This window comes from Comamonas odontotermitis (assembly GCF_040396735.1).
GTDB lineage: Bacteria > Pseudomonadota > Gammaproteobacteria > Burkholderiales > Burkholderiaceae_C > Comamonas > Comamonas odontotermitis_C.
Genome location: NZ_JBEBNZ010000004.1, coordinates 25101 through 46526 on the forward strand (window position 1 = coordinate 25101; position 21426 = coordinate 46526).

General features: G+C 59.1%; 17 protein-coding genes and 1 pseudogene. 13 read left to right on the forward strand and 5 right to left on the reverse strand.

Annotated elements, in window-relative coordinates; translation table 11 throughout:
• Window positions 1-73 precede the first annotated feature (73 nt).
• From ACH2DG_RS05745 to ACH2DG_RS05760, 4 genes are all read left to right on the forward strand, one after another.
• Window positions 74-6037, forward strand: a complete 5964-nt coding sequence (locus tag ACH2DG_RS05745; protein ID WP_395024746.1) for an Hpt domain-containing protein — start codon at window positions 74-76, stop codon at window positions 6035-6037.
• A 187-nt stretch (window positions 6038-6224) separates the two neighbouring features.
• Window positions 6225-6833, forward strand: a complete 609-nt coding sequence (locus tag ACH2DG_RS05750) for a YqgE/AlgH family protein (RefSeq protein ID WP_395024747.1) — start codon at window positions 6225-6227, stop codon at window positions 6831-6833.
• The gene (ruvX, locus tag ACH2DG_RS05755) at window positions 6830-7285 is read left to right on the forward strand and encodes a Holliday junction resolvase RuvX (RefSeq protein ID WP_395024748.1); all 456 of its coding nucleotides are present in this window, start codon (window positions 6830-6832) and stop codon (window positions 7283-7285) included. The genes ACH2DG_RS05750 and ruvX overlap by 4 nt, the downstream gene beginning before the upstream one ends.
• Before the next feature lie 14 nt (window positions 7286-7299).
• Window positions 7300-8061 carry a lysophospholipid acyltransferase family protein gene (locus ACH2DG_RS05760; protein ID WP_395024749.1) on the forward strand — a complete coding sequence of 254 codons (762 nt, stop codon included), beginning with the start codon at window positions 7300-7302 and terminating at the stop codon, window positions 8059-8061.
• 98 nt (window positions 8062-8159) lie between these two features.
• Here ACH2DG_RS05760 and ACH2DG_RS05765 read toward each other — a convergent pair whose 3' ends face one another.
• Complete coding sequence (locus ACH2DG_RS05765) at window positions 8160-9212, reverse strand: ABC transporter ATP-binding protein (protein ID WP_395024751.1); 1053 nt, start codon at window positions 9210-9212, stop codon at window positions 8160-8162.
• Between the two features lie 80 nt (window positions 9213-9292).
• Here ACH2DG_RS05765 and ACH2DG_RS05770 point away from each other — a divergent pair, with 80 nt between their 5' ends.
• The 4 genes from ACH2DG_RS05770 to arsC all read left to right on the forward strand — a co-directional run bounded on the left by ACH2DG_RS05770 (window position 9293) and on the right by arsC (window position 13372).
• Window positions 9293-10927, forward strand: a complete 1635-nt coding sequence (locus ACH2DG_RS05770; RefSeq protein ID WP_395024752.1) for an ABC transporter permease — start codon at window positions 9293-9295, stop codon at window positions 10925-10927.
• Between the two features lie 212 nt (window positions 10928-11139).
• Window positions 11140-12522: an ATP-binding cassette domain-containing protein gene (locus ACH2DG_RS05775; protein ID WP_395024753.1), complete on the forward strand. Its 1383-nt coding sequence runs from the start codon at window positions 11140-11142 to the stop codon at window positions 12520-12522.
• A 52-nt stretch (window positions 12523-12574) separates the two neighbouring features.
• On the forward strand, window positions 12575-13003 hold the full coding sequence (locus ACH2DG_RS05780) for a hypothetical protein (protein ID WP_395024755.1): 429 nt from the start codon (window positions 12575-12577) through the stop codon (window positions 13001-13003).
• A gap of 12 nt (window positions 13004-13015) precedes the next feature.
• Entirely contained in the window at window positions 13016-13372 is a 357-nt protein-coding gene (arsC, locus tag ACH2DG_RS05785; protein ID WP_395024756.1) for an arsenate reductase (glutaredoxin), read from the forward strand.
• Window positions 13373-13470: 98 nt separating this feature from the next.
• On the opposite strand, the gene ACH2DG_RS05790 is transcribed toward arsC, so the two are convergent.
• Window positions 13471-13689, reverse strand: a complete 219-nt coding sequence (locus ACH2DG_RS05790; protein WP_395024758.1) for a hypothetical protein — start codon at window positions 13687-13689, stop codon at window positions 13471-13473.
• Window positions 13690-14002: 313 nt separating this feature from the next.
• Between ACH2DG_RS05790 and ACH2DG_RS05795 the strand changes: the two genes are divergently transcribed.
• From ACH2DG_RS05795 to ACH2DG_RS05805, 3 genes are read left to right on the forward strand one after another with little or no spacing between them, the layout of a single operon-like run.
• Window positions 14003-15142, forward strand: a complete 1140-nt coding sequence (locus tag ACH2DG_RS05795; RefSeq protein WP_395024759.1) for an ABC transporter substrate-binding protein — start codon at window positions 14003-14005, stop codon at window positions 15140-15142.
• Window positions 15143-15148: 6 nt separating this feature from the next.
• On the forward strand, window positions 15149-15517 hold the full coding sequence (locus tag ACH2DG_RS05800) for a lysozyme (protein WP_395024760.1): 369 nt from the start codon (window positions 15149-15151) through the stop codon (window positions 15515-15517).
• A complete protein-coding gene (locus ACH2DG_RS05805; RefSeq protein ID WP_395024762.1) occupies window positions 15514-16059 on the forward strand; it encodes a hypothetical protein in 546 nt (181 codons plus the stop codon). The genes ACH2DG_RS05800 and ACH2DG_RS05805 overlap by 4 nt, the downstream gene beginning before the upstream one ends.
• Window positions 16060-16195: 136 nt before the next feature.
• Here ACH2DG_RS05805 and ACH2DG_RS05810 read toward each other — a convergent pair whose 3' ends face one another.
• Together ACH2DG_RS05810 and ACH2DG_RS05815 are read right to left on the reverse strand one after the other, a co-directional pair.
• The gene (locus ACH2DG_RS05810; protein WP_395024764.1) at window positions 16196-16498 is read right to left on the reverse strand and encodes a VOC family protein; all 303 of its coding nucleotides are present in this window, start codon (window positions 16496-16498) and stop codon (window positions 16196-16198) included.
• A gap of 77 nt (window positions 16499-16575) precedes the next feature.
• Window positions 16576-17206, reverse strand: a pseudogene (locus ACH2DG_RS05815) (response regulator).
• Between the two features lie 353 nt (window positions 17207-17559).
• Here ACH2DG_RS05815 and ACH2DG_RS05820 point away from each other — a divergent pair.
• Window positions 17560-17910: a hypothetical protein gene (locus ACH2DG_RS05820; RefSeq protein WP_395024765.1), complete on the forward strand. Its 351-nt coding sequence runs from the start codon at window positions 17560-17562 to the stop codon at window positions 17908-17910.
• 289 nt (window positions 17911-18199) lie between these two features.
• Here ACH2DG_RS05820 and ACH2DG_RS05825 read toward each other — a convergent pair whose 3' ends face one another.
• Window positions 18200-18631, reverse strand: coding sequence for a GNAT family N-acetyltransferase (locus tag ACH2DG_RS05825; RefSeq protein ID WP_395024766.1), 432 nt, complete (start codon window positions 18629-18631; stop codon window positions 18200-18202).
• Window positions 18632-20688: 2057 nt separating this feature from the next.
• Here ACH2DG_RS05825 and ACH2DG_RS05830 point away from each other — a divergent pair.
• Entirely contained in the window at window positions 20689-21420 is a 732-nt protein-coding gene (locus ACH2DG_RS05830; protein ID WP_395024767.1) for a hypothetical protein, read from the forward strand.
• The last annotated feature ends 6 nt before the right edge of the window (window positions 21421-21426 follow it).

Sequence of the window (21426 nt, forward strand, 5' to 3'; positions counted from 1 at the left end):
CTGTTGCATGTCTATGGCTATCGAAAATAAAGCGGAAAACGCAGTGCCAACAGAAGAGAGGGATCTTGGGCCATTGGCGTGGATCAGTGATGAGGTTCGCCGCTCGCTGGAATCCATGGTCAAGGCGCTCAATCGCTATGTTCGTGATGCAGAGGTCGCCAAGGCCTCCGATCTGGAGGCCATTGACTCCACAGGCATCCGTATTGCCCGGCAGAACCTGCACCAGGTGCAGGGAGCGCTGCAGATGGTGGGTGTGGAGCAACCGGCGCAGCTGGTCGGTCTGATGGAGACCGCTGCCCAACGTTTCGCGCAAAAGCCACACCTTTGCACCGAAAAAGCGGTTGCGCTGATGGAGCGCTCTTCGTTTGCACTGCTGGAATACCTGGGCCATGTGCTCAAAGGCCGTGCCGTGCCGTTTGTGGCCCTGTTTCCTCAGTACAAGGAAATGCAGGAGCTGGTGGGGCAGGACCGTGTGCACCCTGCTGACCTGTGGCATGGAGATGCGAACCAGCAGGAGCCGCAGACCGAGGCCGTCGCGCCACTGGCCCTGGATCGCGGTGCCCGTGAACGCCTGGATGCCGGCATGCTCCACATCATCAAATCGGCGGACAGCAACGCTGCCCGCGATCTGACGGCGGTGTGCCTGGGCATTGCGCAAGGGCAGGCGAAAGCGCCACTGCGTCTGTTCTGGAAGGTTGCATCGGGCTTTTTTGATGGCTTGGCACACAAGCTGCTGGTGCCTGACCTGTATGTCAAGCGCTCGGCATCGCGCGTCATCATGCAGTTTGCCCTGCAGGCCAAAGGCAGTTCTGATGTAGATCAGGCCTTGCTGCATGAACTCAATTTCTTCTGTGCGGTAGCGCAGGGCGCTGACGAGTCCCAGGCCAGAATCCTGCAGGCGGTGCGCGCAGGCCTGCAAGGCAGCGATCTGCAGGGTGTCAACTACACGCAGGAGCGCTTTGGGCTGTTTGACCCGGCGGTGCTGGCGCAGGCGCGCAAGCGCATCGAGTCGGCAGCCGAGCTGTGGTCTTCACTGGCAGATGGCGATCGTTACAAGATCAAGCCCGTGGCGGACCAGTTCCACCTGATCCGCGAATCCCTGCACAAGCTGCATGTCGGCGCTGATGAGCTGGGCGCGGCGTTGGGCCGCGTTGCCGAGCGCTTGCAGGCAACAAGCACGGTGCCTTCGGCGCCGCTGTCCATGGAGGTGGCAACCTCCATCCTGTACCTGCAGGCCAATCTGGAATCGCTGGACGTCAAGCCGGTGCTGATGCGTGAGCGGGCGAGCCGCCTGGCGCAGCGCCTGGACCACGTGCTCTCCGGTGCGGCGCCCGAGCCGCTGGAGCCCTGGGTGGAAGAGCTGTACCGCAAGGTCAGCGACCACCAGACGATGGGCAGTGTGGTCGATGAGCTGCGCTCGACCCTGGCCGAAGTCGAAAAGCACCTTGACCAGTATTTCCGCAATCCGGAGGATGTGTCGATGTTGGGCTCGGTCACGGGCTCCATGTCGCAGATGCGTGGGGTTTTGTCGGTGCTGGGCCTCGATCAGGCCGCCGCTGCCACCCAGCATTTCCGCTCTGTGGTTGAGCAACTTGCCGTGGGCCAGATTGCCGACGAAGACAAGCCCGCTGTTTTTGAAAAGCTGGGCAACAGCCTGGGCGCGCTGGGCTTCCTGCTCGACATGCTGGGTTACCAGCGCACCTTGGCCCGCAAGCTGTTCCTGTTTGATGCTGCAAGCGGCGAATTGCGCATCGTCATGGGCTCCCAGAAGGCCGGCCACGTCGCACAACCATCGGTGCCTGCAGTCTCCGCTGCGAGAGACGACGATTCGGTGCATTTTGCGCCGACCATTCCAGCGCCGCTGTTTGACCTGACCCCTGCGCCGCCCACTGCACCTGCCGTTCTGGCACCGGATCTGCAGATGTTTGCACCAGCGGTGCAGGCCATCCCTGCTGCCCCGGTGCAGCAGGAGGAACTGGATGACGAGCTGCTTGGCATCTTCCTGGAAGAGGCGCAGACCGTGGTGCAGACAGGCGGGCAGGCCTTGCAGGCGCTGCGCCGCGATTCCACCGATACGGAAGCGCTGACCACATTGCGCCGGGCCTTCCACACGCTCAAGGGCAGCTCCCGCATGGTGGGGCTGATGCAGTTTGGCGAAGCCGCCTGGTCCATGGAGCAGGTGCTCAACACCTGGCTGGCGGAACACCGGCCTGTGAATGGCGCGTTGCTCGCGCTGAGCACCGAGGCGCTGCATGGATTTGGCCGTTGGGCGGAAGACATCGGCGCCGAGCGCAACTCTACCTGGAACCCCGACATCTTCCGCATCTCTGCCGATGCCATGCGTCTGGACGGTACCCATATCCCATTGGTCACGCCAGCGCAGGCCGGTGATGCAACTGTGGCCGAGGCCGAGGATTCGCAGCCGCAAGTGCTTCGTTCCGACACGGCTGCTGCCGATCCGGAGCAGACCATGGTGCTGCCGCTGGAGTTGCCTGAACTGTCATTGGACAGCGCTTTCGAAGCCAGCCAGGAACTCGACGCAGAGGTAGTGGCAGAGGGCGCGAGCGAAGCCGTGCAGGATGCCCAGGCAGCTTTCGATCGGGAAGCGCTGGATGCCGCCGGGACGAAACCCCTGGAGCCCGCTTCGCCTCTGGAGTGGCCGCTGGAAGGCCTTGACTTGAATCTGGAGCCTGCAGTCGATGCTGCGGATCTTGCAGTACCCCAAGAGGTGGTGTCTGCATCGGCCCCTGAAAGTGCCGAAGAGGTTGATTTCGCTGAGTTTGCACAGGCCATGGCAGCAGAGCAGGCACCGCCGGCGGCTGCAGCCCCGCAAGAGCCGCAGGATTTGCAGGACCCTGGCGTCGGTTTTGTGTCCATGGACGAGAGCATCGAGTTTGTCGATGCGCCGCCCGTGGTTGCTGCCCCGGAAAAGCTGCCCCTGGATCTGCCATCGCTGGAGCTGGGCAGTTTTGCCGCGCTCACGGCTCCGACCGCAGAGCCTGCTGCGGCCATCGAAGAGGCCGCCGTTGCTGCGGAACCGCAGAGCAACGCAGTCGTTGAATCCAACGAAGAAACGGTGAACGCGCTGGGTGTCAGCACGGCGCTCTTCAATGTATACCTCGCAGAAGCAGAGGAGTGGTCGCACAGCCTGGAGAAAGTGCTGTACACCTGGGCGCAGAATCCCAGCCGGCATTTCCCCGACGATGCCATCGCCTATGCCCATTCGCTGGCTGGCAGTTCGTCCACCGTGGGCTTCCATTCGCTGTCGGAGCTGGGGCGTGCGCTGGAGCATGCATTGGCGCACGTGCAAAATGCGTCGCAGCCCGAAGTCGCCTGGCTCAATACCTTCCAGGCAGCAGGCTCCGAAATCCGCAAGCTGCTGCACCAGGTGGCCGCCGGTTTTGTCAAACCTGCCAACGACATCGTGCTCAAGGACCTGCACGGCATCGCCAACCAGGAGATCGATTCCGCGTTGCATCCACCCTATGAGATGCAGGACAGCCCGGCCAGCGATCTGGCCGCGCTGTCGGCGGTGGAGCCCACCGTCCATGCGCCAGCGCCGCTGATTGGCGAAGTGCGTCCTGTTGTAGGCCTGGTCATGGACGACTCGATGGACGTTCATGACGTCATCGATCCCGACCTGTTCCTGATATTTGAAGAAGAAGCGCAGGAGCTGCTGCCCAGGCTGGGTACGGCATTGCGCGAGTGGTCCGCAGATCCGAACTATCTGCCTCCACGGGGAGAGGTGCTGCGTCACCTGCACACGCTCAAGGGCAGCGCGCGCCTTGCCGGGGCCATGCGTCTGGGCGAAATGTCGCACCGCATGGAATCCGAGGTCGAAGACATCGGTACGGAGAATCTGACCACGCAGGACATTGAAGCCTTGCTGGCTCGCTACGACGGCCTGCAGCATGAGTTTGTCGGCCTGCAGCAGCGCGGCAACCAAGTGCTGGCCGAAGGCACCTTGCCGCAGCACGCTGCGCCTGCCTCCGACATGAGCGCCGTGGTGGCGGAAGTCGTCGCCAGCGCGCCTGCACCGCAGGACGAAGAGTCCGAAGCCGTGGCGAGCGAGCCGTCTGCAAATGCGGGTCAGGGCGTGCACCACAAGCCGCTGGTATTGCGGATGGCCCCTGTGCGCGTGGCGGCCGGGCAGTCGGTACGCGTACGCTCCCAGCTGTTGGATCGATTGGTGAACGAGGCCGGGGAGGTGCTGATTGCCCGCTCCCGCCTGGACATGCGCCTGTCCAACATCCGCTCGTCGATCAAGGACATGTCGGCCAATCTGGAGCGCTTGCGCAGCCTGCTGCGTGACGTGGAGGTGCAGGCCGAGTCGCAGATGCAGTCGCGCATGGCGCAGGCCAAGGATACGGACTCGGGCTTTGATCCGCTCGAGTTTGACCGCTTCACCCGCGTGCAGGAACTCACCCGCATGATGGCCGAATCGGTCAATGACGTGGGTACCGTGCAGCGCAACCTGCAGCGCACTGCCGAAGGGGCAGAAGACGACCTGATCGCCCAGGGGCGTCAGGCCCGCGAGTTGCAGCGCGATCTGCTGCGCACGCGCATGGTGGAGTTCGATTCGATTTCCGAGCGGCTGTATGCCATCGTGCGGCAGATTTCCAAGGAACTGGGCAAGCAGGTCAAGCTGGACATTGCCGGTGGTGCGATTGAAATCGACCGCGGCGTGCTCGATCGCGTGACGCCTGCCTTCGAACACTTGCTGCGCAACAGCGTGGCCCACGGCATCGAGTCGCCCGAGCTGCGCAAGCGCCAGGGCAAGCCGGCCATCGGCACCATTACGGTCGATGTGAAGCAGGAAGGCAACGACATTGCGGTCTCCTTCAAGGATGACGGCGCGGGCCTGCAACTCGAAAAAATCCGCCAGAAGGCCGTACAGCAGGGTCTGGTCACGGTGGAAGAAGCGGTCGATGTGCAAAAGGCGGCGCAGCTGATCTTCGCGCCTGGTTTCTCCACGGCGGCATCGGTGTCCGACATTTCGGGCCGAGGCATCGGCATGGATGTGGTGCGCACCGAGATCCAATCGCTGGGCGGCCATATCGTCACCACATCGGACCAGGGCCGTGGCACCACCTTCCAGATGGTGATGCCTTTGACCACGGCGGTCACGCAGGTGGTGATGATGCGTGCTGGCAGCATCAAGTTTGGCGTGCCGGCCAACCTGGTGGAGTATGTCCGCCGGGTATCGCAGGACACGATAGACCAGGGCCATTCCAGCGGCGTCTACCAGGACAACGAAGACGCGCTGCCGTTCTACTATGCCGGCGCACTGCTGCAAGGCGATCTGCGCAGCAACGAAGTGCCGGAAAAGACCAGTGCGGTGGTCATCCTGCGCTCGGCCGCCAAGCGCGTGGCGGTGCATGTGGACGAAGTGCTGGGCAACCAGGAAGTGGTGGTCAAGAACCTCGGGCCGCAACTGGCGCGCCTGCCGGGTCTGGCGGGCATGTCGGTACTGGCATCGGGCGCGATCGTGCTGATCTACAATCCCGTGGCGCTGTACACCGTGTATGGCGACCAGGTGGCTGAGCGCATCGCCAAGGCGGCAGTCCATCCTGAAGTGGCCAAGGCGCCAGTGCGGGCGTTGGCAGAGCAGGTGGTGCAGACGCCTCTGGTGCTGGTGGTGGACGACTCGATCACCGTGCGCCGCGTGACGCAGCGCCTGCTGCAGCGCGAAGGCTACCGGGTGGCCCTGGCTGCCGATGGCCTGCAGGCTCTGGATCGGCTGCGGGAAGAGCGGCCTGTCATGGTGCTGTCCGACATCGAAATGCCGCGCATGGATGGCTTCGAGCTGGTGCGCGAGATTCGCGGCGATGATGCGCTCAAGGACCTGCCCGTGGTGATGATTACATCGCGCATTGCCGACAAGCACCGTGAGCACGCGGCCAGCCTGGGCGTTGACCACTACCTGGGCAAGCCCTACGCCGACGAAGTGCTGCTGTCGTTGGTACGCCAGTATGTGCTCGACAGCGAAATCAAGGCCGCCGATGCTGCGGAAGGCTCGGCCCACCATGGGGCCTGACATTGCCTCCGGGCGCTGATGCCATCCACAGGGGCCGCAGCAATGCGGCCCTTTTTTGCGCCCCCGCTCCTGGGCATGAGCAGGAGGTGCTTTGTCAGTGGCAGTAGGCCCGTTCGGGCAGATTGGCCCGTGGACGGACAGAGGGCTTGCCGCCTCAGGGCGGACGGGCTGCCCGTACAATGGCTGCATGAGCGCCGAGACCGAGACTTCCGAGACCCTGAACCTGACACACCATTTCCTGATTGCCATGCCTGGCATGCAGGACGAGATGTTCAACCGCAGCGTAGTCTATGTCTGCGAGCACAGCGACAAGGGGGCACTGGGCATCATCATCAACAAGCCCTCGGATATCACCATGGGAAAATTATTCGACAAGGTGGATCTGCTGCTGCGCCGTGATGATCTGCACCAGGAGCCGGTGTTCCAGGGCGGGCCGGTGCATACCGAGCGCGGTTTTGTGCTGCACGACCGTATCGTGCTCGACGCCAGCGCGGGTGATGAGTCGGCGTACGCTTCCACCCTGACGATCCCCGGCGGACTGGAGATGACCACTTCGCGTGACGTGCTCGAAGCCCTGTCCACGGGAGCCGGCCCCCGGCGCGTGCTCGTGTCGCTGGGCTATTCGTCATGGGGTGAGGGCCAGCTGGAGTCCGAGATCACCGAAAACGCCTGGTTGACGGTGAATGCCGATACCCAGGTCATCTTCGACACACCGATTGACCAGCGCTATGACACGGCGCTGGGTCTGCTGGGCGTTCAGCCCTGGGCGCTGTCGGCTGCGGCGGGGCGCGCATGAGCGACGCCACCAGCCTGGCTGCAGCCCGGCAGATGCAGAGCTTTATCGCCTTTGACTACGGAATGAAGCGCACGGGGGCTGCTTACGGTACCCGCATGCTTGGCACGGCGCGACCGCTGCCTACCATCCAGGCGGAAGGCAAGGCGCGTTTTACCCCCATGGAAGGTCTGATCCGCCAGTGGCAGCCCGATGCGCTGGTGGTGGGTGTGCCTTACCACCCGGATGGTGCGGCGCATGAAAACACCGTCAACGCCCTGCGTTTTGCCCGCCAACTGCGTGGCCGCTTTGGGCTGCAGGTGTTCGAGGTGGACGAGCGCTACAGCACCACCGAGGCCCTGGCCAATGGCGCACGCGATGCCGACGCTGCCTCGGCATGCATCATTCTGGAGCAGTTCATGCGTAGCCTCGATACGGCTGCAGCACTGCCTGCATCAGATACCTCTAACGATTGACGGGACGGACAGGCATGGCAGGTTGGCGTCGCAAGGTGGTTGGGGTGGTTCGCCTGGGTCGATTGGGCGTACACATTGTTTCAGGGGTCTTTACCATCTGGAGCCGCTTTGGCCGGCTGAGCCATGCAGAGCGCAACCGGGAGGTGGAGCGCTGGGCCGGACAGATGTTGCGGCATGCGGGGGTGGAGTTGCAGGTGCTGGGCCCGGTGCCCAGCCAGGGGCCGCTGCTGCTGGTGGCCAACCATCTGTCGTGGCTGGATATTCCGGCCATCCATGCCAGCAAGCATTGCCGCTTTGTGTCCAAGTCGGATGTCAAGGCCTGGCCTGTCATCGGCAGCCTGGCAAGCGCGGCGGGCACTCTGTTCATTGAACGCACTTCGCGCCGCGATGCCATGCGCACCGTGACCCGCATGGAAGAGGCCATTCGCAGTGGCGACATGGTGGCGATCTTTCCTGAAGGCACCACGGGCGATGGTTCGGAGTTGCTGCCGTTTCACGCCAATCTGCTGCAGGCAGCCATTGCTGCCGAATCAGCCGTTCAGCCCCTGGGTCTGTGCTTCTACGACAAGCGCACCGGTCAGAGGAGCCGTGCGCCGAGCTACGTGGGCGATGAAAGCCTGCTGGGCTCGATCTGGCGCACCGTGACTGCGCCGCCGCTGGTGGCGCAACTGCACTACGGCGTGCCGCAGGATGCGCAAGGCCGCAATCGCCGCGACTGGTCAGACGCCCTGCATGGCGAGGTCGACCGGCTTCGACAGGTACAGGTGCAGCGCTGAATGCTCTCTATTTTGAATGCCTGGTGCGCACCAGTTATGCATTGCAAGCATTTTTCAGGTGATTTCCAGATACCTCTCGGATACCTTCCAGGTGCCTTCTAAGTGTTGCCGGGAAAGCGCACCAGATTGATGGGCCGCGCCTGCAAGCCAACGCGTGTGCCAATGGGGTGGTCGATCTGGCTGGACACCTGGGCATACACCTGCAGCTCGTCCGTCAGCGCCAGGGTGTACAGGTACTGCGAACCGCGAAAGGATTTGCGCAGCAACGTGCCCTGGTAGGGTGAACTGGCATCCAGCACCACTTCGCTGGCGCGCAGCAGCACATCGCAGGGTGCCTCGGGTTGCGCCGTCTGCCCGGTGGCAATGGGCCCCAGCGGCGTTTGCAGGTGCCAGCCTTGCGGCCCCTGCACCGGCGAGGCAGGTACAAACGCACCAAGGCCGATGAAGTCGGCCACAAAACGGCTGGTGGGTTGCCGGTACAAGGTGGAGGCGCTGGCCCATTGGTGCAGGTGGCCATGCTCCATGACGCCAATCTGGTCTCCAATGGCAAAGGCTTCCAGCTGGTCGTGCGTCACGAACAGTGCGGTGGCGCCTGCCGCCTTCAGAATGTCGCGCAGCTCATACGCCAGGCGTTCACGCAGATCGACGTCCAAGTTGGAGAACGGCTCGTCGAGCAGCATCAGCTGTGGGCGCGGAGCCAGGGCACGCGCCAGTGCGACGCGCTGCTGCTGGCCGCCCGAGAGCTCGTGCGGGTAACGCACGGCGCTGCCTTCCAGGCCTACCAGGGTCAGCACTTCATGCACGCGCTGCAATTGTTCTGCCTTGGACAGGTGGTGAATGCCAAACGCCACGTTCTTGCCCACGCTCAGGTGCGGAAAGAGGGCGTAATCCTGGAACACCATGCCGATGCGGCGCTTTTCAGGCGGCAGGCTGCCCGCACTGGAGCTGACGATGGCGCCATTCAGCCGGATCTCGCCGTGGCTGATGGGCTCCAGCCCTGCCACCGCTCGCAACAAGGTGGTCTTGCCGCAGCCCGAGGGCCCGATCAACACACCAATGTCGCCAGCCTGCAGCTGTAGCGACACCTGATTGACAGCGGCCTGCGCGCGGCCGGCATAACGCACATCGAGTTGAGAGACCTCTAGAAACATGGTTTGCATTGTAGGGGGCGGCCACCATGGGCGATTGCCGGCGGGTAGAATCGCCAGCTTTTATTCAGGTTGATTCGCATTTGCAAAACCTCGCCCGCATCCGCCGCCAGTGTCTGCTGCTCGTCATCGCATTTGCGCTGGTGCTGCCGGTCGTCACCGTTTTCAGTGCGTGGCTGCCCGGAATCGGCAATGACGCCGATGCCTTTGCCATCGTGCGCGAGATGTTTGCCACGGTATTGCCGGGCTATCTGCAGACCACAGTAGCCTTGGGCCTGATGGTGGCGGTGGGCGCGGCACTGGTGGGTACAGTGTGCGCGGCAGTCGTCACCCTGTTTGATTTTCGGGGCCGCAAGACCTTTGAATGGCTGCTGCTGCTGCCGCTGGCCATGCCGGCGTATGTTACCGCCTACGCCTATACCGACTTTTTGCAGTTCAGCGGGCCGTTGCAAAGTGGTCTGCGCACCAGCTTTGGGCTCGAAGGGCGCCTTCTGCCTGAAATTCGTTCGCTGGGCGGTGCGGTGCTGGTGTTCGTGGTGGCGCTCTACCCCTATGTGTATCTGCTGGCGCGCACCGCATTGTCCGAGCGCGCCGCGCACCTGATGGAGGCGGCGCGCCTGCTGGGCGCCCCCATGGGCAGGCGCATCCGCACCGTGGCCTTGCCGATGGCGCGGCCTGCAGTGGTGGCAGGGGTTGCGCTGGTGGTGATGGAAACACTGGCCGATTTTGGCGTGGTCAGCTATTTCGGTATCCAAACCTTTACCACGGGCATCTACAAGGCCTGGCTGTCGATGGAAAACCGCACAGCTGCCGCGCAACTGGCCACCATGCTGCTGGTGCTCGTGCTGGTGGTGTTGCAGATGGAGTTGCGCGCCCAGCGCCGCATGCGCTTTGTGACAAGCGGTGTGGGGCGGGCATCGTCAGCAGAGGCGCAGCCCCAGAAGCTGACGGGCATGCGCAGTGCGCTTGCATGGCTGGTGTGCGGGCTGCCGGTACTGCTGGGTTTTGTGGCGCCGGTGCTTTTCATGCTGCGGCCGCTGGCGGCCGACTGGTCGGTCATCCCGTTTGACCGCTTCCTGCAATGGGCGGGCAACAGCATCCGCTTTGGTGCCATCACTGCGGTACTGGCTGTGGCGATTGCGCTGCTGGCGGCATTTTCGGCACGGCGCAGCCGCGATTGGTTCACGCGTGCACTGGTTGCACTCGTCAGCCTGGGCTACGCGGTGCCGGGCGCCGTCATCGTGGTGGGTTTGCTGCTGCCCGTTGGATGGGTGCAGCAATGGGCGCCGCAGTGGGGCTTTCCAGCCTGGATCACGGCCACCGCTGCGGGCATCGTCTGGGCCTACCTGGTGCGATTCACGGCGATTGCGCTGCAGTCGCTGCAAAGCGGTTACACCCGTATCCCCAGCAGCCTGGACGAATCGGCGCGCATGCTGGGAACCGGCAGCCTGGGCCTGCTCACACGGGTGCACTGGCCGCTGCTGCGCCGCTCGGCCTTCACGGCCGCGCTTCTGGTGTTTGTCGATGTGATGAAGGAGCTGCCCGCCACCATGGTGCTGCGGCCCTTCAACAGCGACACCCTGGCCGTGGTGGCCTACCAGCTGGCACGCGATGAGCGGCTGGGCGAGGCAGCCTTGCCGTCGCTCGCACTGGTCCTGGTGGGGCTGGTGCCGGTGGTACTGCTGATCCGCACGATCCGTACCGAAAAAAGAGGATGAAGCTTGATGTATATCAAGTGCTGTTTATAAAAAATCTCCATTTGTTTGTTTTGTAACTATTTACTTTTTAAAAGAGTATCAAAATACTCTTTGTGTCGTTTCCGCTTTCTATAATCCGGGGAAATTCAGCGGCTGGTGCTCGGCGGGCGGTACCGGTTTTCATGCTGTGTGCCCGGTGGACCAAGAAAGCGCCGCCCTGCGGCATAGCACGCGTGTCTGAACAAATACCTGTTCTGGAAACAGACAACTGGGGCGTGGCCTATGGAGACAAGGTCATCCTCTCGGCGTTGAACCTGCAGATGGCGCCACGCTCGATCACGGCATTGATGGGGCCTGTGGGCGGCGGCAAATCGAGCCTGTTGCGCAGCCTGGCGGGGGTGAATGACGACAATCCGCGTTTTCGCCAGTGGGGCGGTGTGCGCTATGCGGGCCAGCCCCTCACAGAAGCGCATCGCCCGCGCATGGTGCGCCAGCACGCACGGCTGATGCTGGCGAGCGTGCAGGATTCGCTCACCGAGTTCCGGCGCGCGGGTTCGCAATCGGTGCAGGAGCGCCGCCAGTGGTGCAATGATTTTTTGGATGGCATGGGGTTTTCGGAGCTGAAAGCCCACTTGGCCCTTCCCGCCGTGGAGCTGCCTGCAGTACAGCAGCGCGCCATCGCCATTTTGCGCGAGGTGGCCGCAGACCCTGATTTGCTGATGGTAGATGAGCCCACAGCCGATCTGGACGAGTACGACGCCTACCTGCTGCTGGAACTGCTCAAACGCATAAGGCAGGAGCGGGCGGTCCTGTTCGTCACCCACAACCAGCGCCACGCCGCAGCCGTGGCGGACCGGGTGCTGCTGCTGGCTGGCGGAACGGTGCAGGAATCGAACGCGGCCGAGGCCTTTTTTGCCGCACCGTATTCGCCAGCCGGCCAGCAGTTTGTGCGCAGCGGCAGTTGCTCGGTGCTGGTGCCGGAGATCACCGTGGAGCAGGCCATGCAGGCTGAAGCGGTGCAGGCGCCCCCGGTGCCAGCAGCCGCAACGGCGGAGCAGGCTGCGCGCCTGAGCCAGCGCGCTGTACTGCCCGACCTGGCATTGGCCAACCCTGTTTTGGCTGCCGAAACCTTTGTTCCGGTGTCGCGCGGCCCGCGCGGATTTGCCTGGCTGGTGCCCGGCAAGCTGGCAGGCACACCGTTGCCGGGCGTTGTCAATGCCATCGACATCGACCTGCAGGCACTCAAGCGCTGTGGCGTGACCGTGCTGGTTTCGCTCACTGAAAAGGATGTGGACCAGGTCGCGCTTGCGCGCAATGGGCTGCGAAACATCCATCTGCCCGTGTACGACCGCGAGCCGCCCACGGTTGCGCAACTGCAGATGCTGATGCTCAAGATGAAGCGCCTGCTGCTGGGTGGCGAGGTGCTTGCGGTGCATTGCCTGGCGGGCCTGGGCCGCACAGGCACGGTGCTGGCGGCCTGGCTGGTGTTCGAAGGCATTACTGCAGAGGAGTCTTTGCGCCGCGTGCGCTCCGTTGAATCGCAGTTCGTGCAGTCTGAGCCGCAGGAGAACATCCTGTTCGCCTACGAAGCCATGCTGCTGGAAAAAATGGGTTAACGCACAGAGGCGAGGGTGCAGCGCTGGCAGGGGCTGGCGGCATGCGCGCGCCATGTTTTACGAGAAGGAAAGCTATATGTCGATGGATGCAGTTCTACAGAAGGTCGCATCGTTTGTACCGGAGTGCCTGGCCGCAGGCTATGTGGACGTGGCCAGTGGCATGCTGCTGGCCATCCGGACCGTGGATTCCCACCCACGTGAGGTCATCGATCTGGTTGCCGCTGCAACGGCAGATCTGTTCAATGGCCCCAATGTCTCGATGATTGAGCGCATGTTCAAGAAGTCGCGCGGTCTGCCCGATGACGGCCACCACTACTTCCAGGAAATCATCGTCAACAGCGACAACCTGCTGCACATCTTCATCCGTGGCAAGACCAACGAAGAGTATGTGGCCGTCTTTGTGTGCCGCCGTACGGCCAACCTGGGCATGGCGCTCACCAAGGCGCGCATCATCATGCCGGAGCTGGAAGCCTCCTTGTAATAAGATGGGGCCATGCCCCCAATTACCGCCACCATCTATCACAATGCGCGCTGCAGCAATTCGCGCGGCGCGCTCACCCTTTTGCAAGAACGCGGCATCACGCCGCACGTGGTGGATTACCTCCAGCAACCTCTGGATGTACTGCAATTGGCGCAATTGATTGCGCAACTGGGCGTGCCCGTGCGCGATGTCATGCGCAGCAAGGAGGCCATCTACCAGGAGCTGGGCCTGGACGATCCCACATGGAGCGACGCGCAGCTCATTGACCACATCGCTGCGCACCCGATCTTGCTCAACCGCCCCATCGTGGTGACTGACAAGGGCGCGCGCCTGTGCCGCCCGCCGGAGCTGGTGCTGGAACTGCTGTAGCAATACGCGCCCTATCAATAATCGCCAAAGGTAGATTCATCGATTACACCGGAATCGGTGGTCGTGATCGTACTCGCTGCACTTGCCGAGACTTTGGATCAGCGCTCAGGCGCTGGTTGAGGCGTGACCGAGGCATAGCATGCCGACACGCTGGTCCAACTTTGTTGAGCCTGGCAGAACACCTCTTGGGCGCCCGTAAGCCGATCCACGCGCACTGATTTGTCGCTGGTGTATTCATAACGGAAGAACGAGCCGGCCACCACGGCTACTACGAGCAGTACGACCAGGCGCAATAGCCAACGGTTTGAGGATTTCACAGCGATTTTCCAGCAAGAGAACTTGGCCGTTGGTAGCCCCGGACAGGGAGCGGAAGGTCTGCCATAAGCCTATCTCACACCTGCGGCGCTCCGCCTGAGATGGCCAAAGAAAGACAGGTTCACAGCAGGGCGAGCCTGATTCTAAGCCAGTCGATCGAACGGACTGTCTGCGAGAAGGCTCTGCTGCGGGTGGATCAAAATTTATTGCCGGTCCCGTGTAAACCCTACCAAATGTATTTGAGTGTGAGTATATGCTTCTGCGCCGGCAATCGATTTTGATGTTCCGGCTGCTTTCCCTCGTAAAGGTGCAATGATGGCTAGTAGTTCTTCCTGGCGCGGACGTGCCTGCTTTGTCTTGGGGGCGTTGTTCGCCGTGCTGGGTACCTCGTCTGTCCAAGCCGACATATTGATCGGACAGACCACGGCCGTCACCGGGCCTGTAGCGGCCAGCGTGGGCGAGACACTCCAAGGCGTGAACCTGTACCTGAACAGCGTCAATGAAAAAGGTGGAGTCAATGGCGAAAAGATCAAACTGATCACGCTGGACGACAAGTTTGAGCCAAAGCTGGCAGGAGAGAACGCACAGCGGCTGATTGAGCGCGACAACGTGATTGCGCTATTCATGAGTCGTGCCACGCCCCACACGCAGACCATCCTCCCTCACCTGGCAAAGCACGGTGTTGCCCTGGTCGCCCCATCCACCGGGGCAATGGTGTTTCATCAGCCTGTGAATCCGTTGGTATTCAATGTGCGGTCCAGTTACCAGGCAGAGACAAAAAAGGCGGTAGAGGCACTCCATACGATGGGCTACCTGCGCGTTGCCATGGTGCATGTGGACGACAGCTTTGGTGAAGACTGTCTAGCGGGAGCGATGCAGGGATTCAAAAAGACCAACTGGGAACCGGCAATCGTCATCAAGGCCGACCGCAACAAGCCCGATTACGAAGCCATCGTGCCTCAACTTGTGAAGGCAAACATTCAAGCCGTCATCTGGATCGGCTCCAGTGTGGCCGTGAGTGATGGCGTCAAGGCGCTGCGCAAAACGGATTCTGCCAAGCACATGCAGGTGGTGACAGTCTCCAACAACGCGTCTTCGGGCTTCATCAAGCAGTTGGGCGACGCAAGGCGCGGGGTGATCGTGACGCAGGTTTTTCCCAGTGAAAGGGCCATGGGCTATGCGATCAACCGAGAGGCTGCTGCACTGGCCAAAGCCAATGGAGATGTTGCGCTCTCTCCCTCGGTGATGGAGGGCTTTGCATCGGCAAAAGTGCTTGTGGAAGGCCTGCGCCGTGCGGGCCCCAAGCCTACGCGCGAGAAACTGGTTGCCGCGCTTGCCGGCATGGAATACTTCGATCTGGGGGGCCTCGAAGTTGGCTATGGACCCAATGACCGCACCGGCCTGAGTTTTGTGGACCTGTCCATCATTGATGCCAGCGGGCAGTTCATGCGGTAGCCTGGGGTGACCGTCTGCGACGGAATCACCGGGCCTGCAGTGGTCGCTGGGCGGTACCACTCGCCTGGGGACTGCTACCGGCTTGAAAAGTCCCGCTACCTCAAATCCGAAGCCGCTGCAAAGCGGCTTTTCCGATTCTGGGGCAGCTACACGGTCTGGCAGCAGGCCGTCTTCATCGACTTCATCCACAACAAGGGGGAGGCCGCGCTGGCTGGATCTTCGCTGCTGCGCAAGGCCAATGCCGGTGATGTGGTGGCCGCATGCCGGGAAAACGTGCGCTGGAACGTGGGCACGGTCAATGGCGTGAAAACTGTTCTGCCTGGTCTCAGGACCCGAGGCGACGCGAACGGCGAACTGTGCGAGGCAGGTCTATGACGGTGCGAATCTATCCCTATGTGGCTGCGCTTCTGGTTGGCCTATTCATCGGTGGCGTGGCTTCCTGGCAGGTGCAGGCCTGGCGCTTTGGGGCCAAGGTTGCTCAAGTGCAGACCAGCGAAGCCGAGGGTAAAGCCTCCCGAGCAGAAGCAGCCCGAGCTGACGAAACCCAAACTGCCCAACTGGAAAGCAAACATGCACAAAGCACGATCTACAACGCTGACAAGTTGGCCAGCCTCAAAACTGGCATTGCTGTTGATGTGCGCTCTGAGCTTGAGCGCGCTCACCGCCTGCAGCTCAGCGCCGACAGCCGAGCCGCCACTTATCGCGCGCAAGCCGAAGCCGACACCACTGCCCGCAGCGCTCTTGCGGATATTGCCTCAGCCCTCGACCGCCAGCTTGCAGAAGGCGTCGGAGTGGTCGCGGAACTCGGAGGCGCTCTTAAACAGCGAGACGCCGAAGTAGCAGCGCTGTGCGACCAGGTGAACACCGAGCGCAGATTGAACGGTGATGCGGGTGATCAGGCGTGCAGCTCCAAATAGAAAAAGCCTCCCCAGTGCCATATGCGGCGCCTTAGAATATTTTTGGGACAGCTTTACAAGCTAATAAGCTCTTCGCATGCGTTGCCTATTGAGCTACCACACAGAAAAGGTTTCCATCGGGGTCCTCAAGAACAATTTAATCTGCATCCGGCTCATACACCCAGGGGTAGACTCGTGCGCCTAGTCCAATTAAACGAGAAATTTCCTTCCCTTGATCTTTTGCATAAAGATCTAAATGTAACCATCCTCTGGTTTTGGGGATGCCTTTACGGGCGTTGAACGACAAATTGGGCCCTTTTTTTGCGGGGTCACACAAGACAACCCAGCCATCGCTAGCAGGTTCTCTTGCGACATAGTCAAGTGCAGCTTGCCAAAATGAAACCATCTGATCGAACTCTTGGCACAGAAAAACAATTGATCCAATTCGGAGGGGTGCCATTATCTAGATCCTGATTGGTGCTTGAAAAGGCAACCTTCTTGAGAACGCCCGGCTTCTAGTTCAAGATGGTTTTATTTTCAGCTGATTAGTCCGTTCTTGATTGCGTAATAAGTTAAGTCGCAGTTGGAAGCAAGCACCATCTTTTCCATTAGCCGTGTACGGTAAGTGCTAACGGTCTTCACGCTGATGGCTAGCTGTTCGGCCACAGTGGTTGCAGTCTCCCCCCGGGAGAGTTTCAAGAAGACCTGAAACTCTCGCTCTGATAGCTGTTCATGTGGCGAAATGTCACTCTTTCTCTTTACTTGATGTGCTAGTAGCTCGGCAACTTGTGGTGTGACGTACCGGTTACCCATAGAGATCACGCGGATTGCTTCCATGATTTCACTAGGATCACAGTCATTGCCAAGATACCCGCTAGCGCCTTGCTTAAAAACGTTTACTACGTAATGTTCAGCTGGATAGCCACTCAGAACTATGATGCCAACATTAGGCGCTTGATCCCGCAGGTCTGCCATGGCATCGATGCCACTATGTCCCGGCATTGAAATATCCTTGATCAAAACGTCATTTGGTTGTTGCGAACCAATTCCTGCGCTTCTATTCCGTTTGCTGCCACTCCCACCACTCGCATATCGACGTTCTCACTAAGGAACGGGTCAGACTAGTTCGAACGATTGCGTGGTCATCAACAATGCCCACCTTGATCATGCGTATCCCCGGGTCAGTTTTCAAAGATTGAGGCGTAATGATGCTAGTGAATTCACACTTGATGACATTCCAGATGCCTCATAAGTTTGTCAGTCCACTCCTTCAATCCGTCAAGAAAATCTCAACATTTAAATGTATTTCGGGATGCTCTTATCCAGATAGATCAGATCGCCATTGCCATACTCGGGGGCTGCTGCCTTGCTGTCTCAGGCGCGCTTGTAGGCTTTCATACGGTGGACTTGTATCTTCGGCATGCTCAGTCAGCCGTTCTGGTTTTATGCCTCTTGGAAGGCTGAGCAGTGGGGCATATTTTCCGTGAGCGTGCTCTAAGCCCTGGCCTGGATGAAAGGGCTATGGAACCATTGGATTCGGCCTACACCCAGCAGCATCGCGGCAGAGATAATAGGCACCATTCAATTCGTCCCCGAAGTGAAAAAATGATCCAGAGCCTGCACATTGAAAAAAGCGCGCCCGGTCAGTATCTGGCCCGGGTCATGAATGAACACTCAGAAGCCTTGAGCTTCACATCCGGCACCATTGCGGGCGCGATCCGAGACGCCGCCCGCATGCTCCCCAAGGCCAAAGCATTTCACATCTGGTATGAGCATGTGAGCGTCGGAACAACCCCCATCCAGCACATGCAGAACGAACCGGAGACGCTGGCATCTAAGCTAAAGCTCTTGCATGGGCAGTTTTGGGGCTGAAGGTTGACAATACCCCGGCTATGGTTGATGAAGCGCCGCCGTTAGGTTGACAAAACGCGGGATTTGCAAGATTCGTTGGTTGACAAATCGCGCTTTTTGCAAGGTTGGCCAAAACCGGCAGTTTGCACCGAATCGCAAACCGGCACTGTCGAGCACCACTCGACACCCAAATGTTGATTTTTCATGCCTACAACGGTGCTCAAGGGAATCAACATTGGGAGCATCCTGCTATGAGCAATTGAAGGGCAGATTTCTTCAAATTGATACACGCCGTGCGCAGGGTGTGTGGCTAGAGGACCTTTTTCATCGACGGCGCAGGATGAAGCACGAAATTTCGACTCTCATAGAACGCGACGGCTTCTGGTCTTGCGTCGAGAAATACAGTACTCATTTCGCGTGCGCGTGCATCAGCTTCGGCGTACTCCATCAGCGCGTGCCCTGCACCACTTCCTCGTGCTTCGGCCGCGACCACTAAATCATCGATATGTAGATACGCACCGCGTGCCAAGGTGTGGACTGGTCGCATTCCCAAGACGCCGATAAGTTCGCTGCCCCTGAAGGCTCCGACCAACTCATACCCGGAATACGATTGTCTGAGGGTTCGTCGGAGAAACTCAGCTTCTTCAAGTTTGCGCAACTCCGAGATCACACAGAAGGCTTGCGGCCAGTCAACGGAGGAAAGACGTCGAATGACGATAGCGGCGCTGGAACTCGTATTCATGAATTAGTTAAGTTTGAGTAGAGGTGTAATTTTTGCACATAGTCGCCTATTTTCTCTCCCATCAAATGACCGGCCTGAATGGCGTGAGAAGGCGACATTGGCCGATAGCTGTCATCACTCCACCAGAGATGCAGGTCAATCCCCGCAAAGGGTGGGGGCGTTGCCCGGTATGGCCAGCCAATACCGGCGAAGGATAGGGGGTCTCGCCGGGTTAGGGCGGCAGTTACCTCGCTCTCCAGCCGTGCGAGAGCGACAGTACCTTAGCGCTGGCGCCGCCACAGAGCGGCAATAGCGGCGCCGCTTCTGCCGCGAGCCGCGTGAGTGCAGCATTGTGCTGACGCTGGCGCCGCTCCAGAGAGGCTGTTGTGTTGCTTGGGGGCCGCGTACAAGTGATTGTTGGCGGCAGTTCACGGCGAAAGAAGCGGGAAAAACATACCAGAAGCGACCTGTAGAAATAAGTCTAAATAGTCTGGTTTTGTCCCGTTCTTGTCCCGTTTGTGTTTTTGCACTGCTTATGTGCTTGATTTCATTAAGAAGTCCCCGACAGGAATCGAAAAGTGGCTAGAGCTCTTATGTTTGTAGTGGTTCTTGATTTATAGATTGGTGATGTACCAACAAAAATACCAACAAAATAAAAAGTACCTATGCAATGAGCAAGCACCTCGCGCGGGTCCCTCGGTTCTCAACATTCGTGAAGACCTTTTGAGTCTCGAGGATGCTGTCGGCGCACTAGGCGTATGGTTGTGCTGTACCAATCCCGAAATGAATTTTCTAACTTGGCAGCGCAAAAGTTTGGTTCCAGTGTCGGTTCTGGCCAGGATTAGGTGGACTTTTGGTACACCCTCGGCCTTGTCGGCGTTCACCTTCGCCTGTATAGCCCTGGTTAAGCACTTCGGCTAAATGATGACCATGGCAGACTTTGTGCGCGTACCTTGCTGCGTACCACACGTTGCGTACCTACGGGTCCCGTCAAACAGAGAAACAATGGCGCTCACGCGCGCGTACATCTCCAAAATGGGTATTTGGCACGACTCCAGGGAGACGCGCCATGATGGATATCATAACCATCGGAGCTGTGACCACCGCAGTCACCAGCGGCCAGAGATAGAGAGGTGGCTCCCTTCCTTGCACATGGCATACGGATAGATGCCCTTGGTGGTCAAATACAAACGCTGTGTTGCAGCTTGCCAGCGCTCCCCTGCCTTGACTCCTAAAGCATCCAGTGTGGCTTCTTCGTCAGACCCGGCAGGATGGATGTTAAAGCTTTAACAGCAATCAAACGGGAATCAACAAATCAAACGAATTCAAAGAGCCCTCAGAGCCAGCATCCATGCGGGCTAGCGGGCGATTGATTTGCTGATTGTTTGATTTAACGAATTCATACGGGGAAAATTTCTGCGCGTGAGGAACAGTGCGGTGTCCAGGGAAGAGGCCTATAGGCCTTTTAGGCCCCCCTCCCTCCTGCACACTCCGCAGTCATTTTTCCTGGCTCGTCTGGACCGCAAAGCGTGAGCACACGGTCGGGGTTGGGGTGGAGTCGTATCGCTGGCGATGTTAAGTTTTGCTAAGGTCTGAGCGCCCATCCTCGCTTGCGAGATAACCTGTGAGTGGCCCAGCATGCATTTAGGCTTAACTTCATATTTCGCGGGCGTATAAATGCGATGAGCAGGTCGGTTTCACCAACGCGCTCTACTAGGTTGTCTATCTCCCCCCCCCCACCTTTTGATTCCGCCAGGATAGGTCAAGCAGCGCAGGTGACGCGATCACTGCGTAGCAGCATCAAGAATGCGCTCGTGGGCATAGCTAACGAAGTGCTCTAAAAACAACATAGTCGTGCTCCTGCCTGCCTCGATTCACCCCGTCCGGCTGCTCTCCTTGGGTTACTACCAGTATCCCACTGACAGGCAATTGGAAAAGAATTCCTGATAGTCAAAATGGATTTGAAATAAGCATTCACTTTGTACGGCAGGAGTAAACTTAATTCAAGTTGCTCCTGGCAATCTGGATAATTATTTCTATATGCATGAGTATTTAATAGGGATTGTTTTTAGACGGCTATGAGAAATAAAATAATATTCGCAGCAGTAGTTATTACCTCTTCTGGTATCTATGCTGCCCAGCCACCTCAATGGTGTGATTTGAAAATTGGCAATACCTATGCCAATGGCTGTGATCAGTACTTTAATTCAAGACAAGAGGCTGCTGAATATTTTTCGGAGCTGCGAAAACCTAATATTCCTACATTTGAATTTACTTCGTCGCTTGCTATTCAAGACTACAAAGGTGCAAATCCCGTAAATTGGTATAGGAACGGAAGATATTTAAATGAAGGGTACAATGTCTGGGTTAAGTACGATGTATCTGGTAATATTTTTGCATATTGCCCACCTATAGAGAAGGGGCGCAGATACAACGCTGGAGTGGATGAGGCTATCGCATGCGGAGGGAGCGAGATATCCATAAATGGCCCTTCCTTAACAACTGCACTCCCCCAAGGCCCAAGCCTTCCACAAAAGATATCTATTCTTACTGGCGGATATCGACCATTGGCAGATAATGCCTTTTCTTATGAACTCATTGAAGATGGAAAAATAATATTTCAAGAAACTATAAAGACTGATTCTAATGGGGGAGCATTTTTAAACTATGTTCCACCATATTTTCTTGATGCGAAAATAGAAATTAAAGCAACTTGTAGCGAATGCACAAACGATGCATTACAGGAGATATCTGTTCAAGGCTTACCACTACCCACTTCAGGCGAAGAGCCTCAAATGTGTAGTCGCTAATTAATT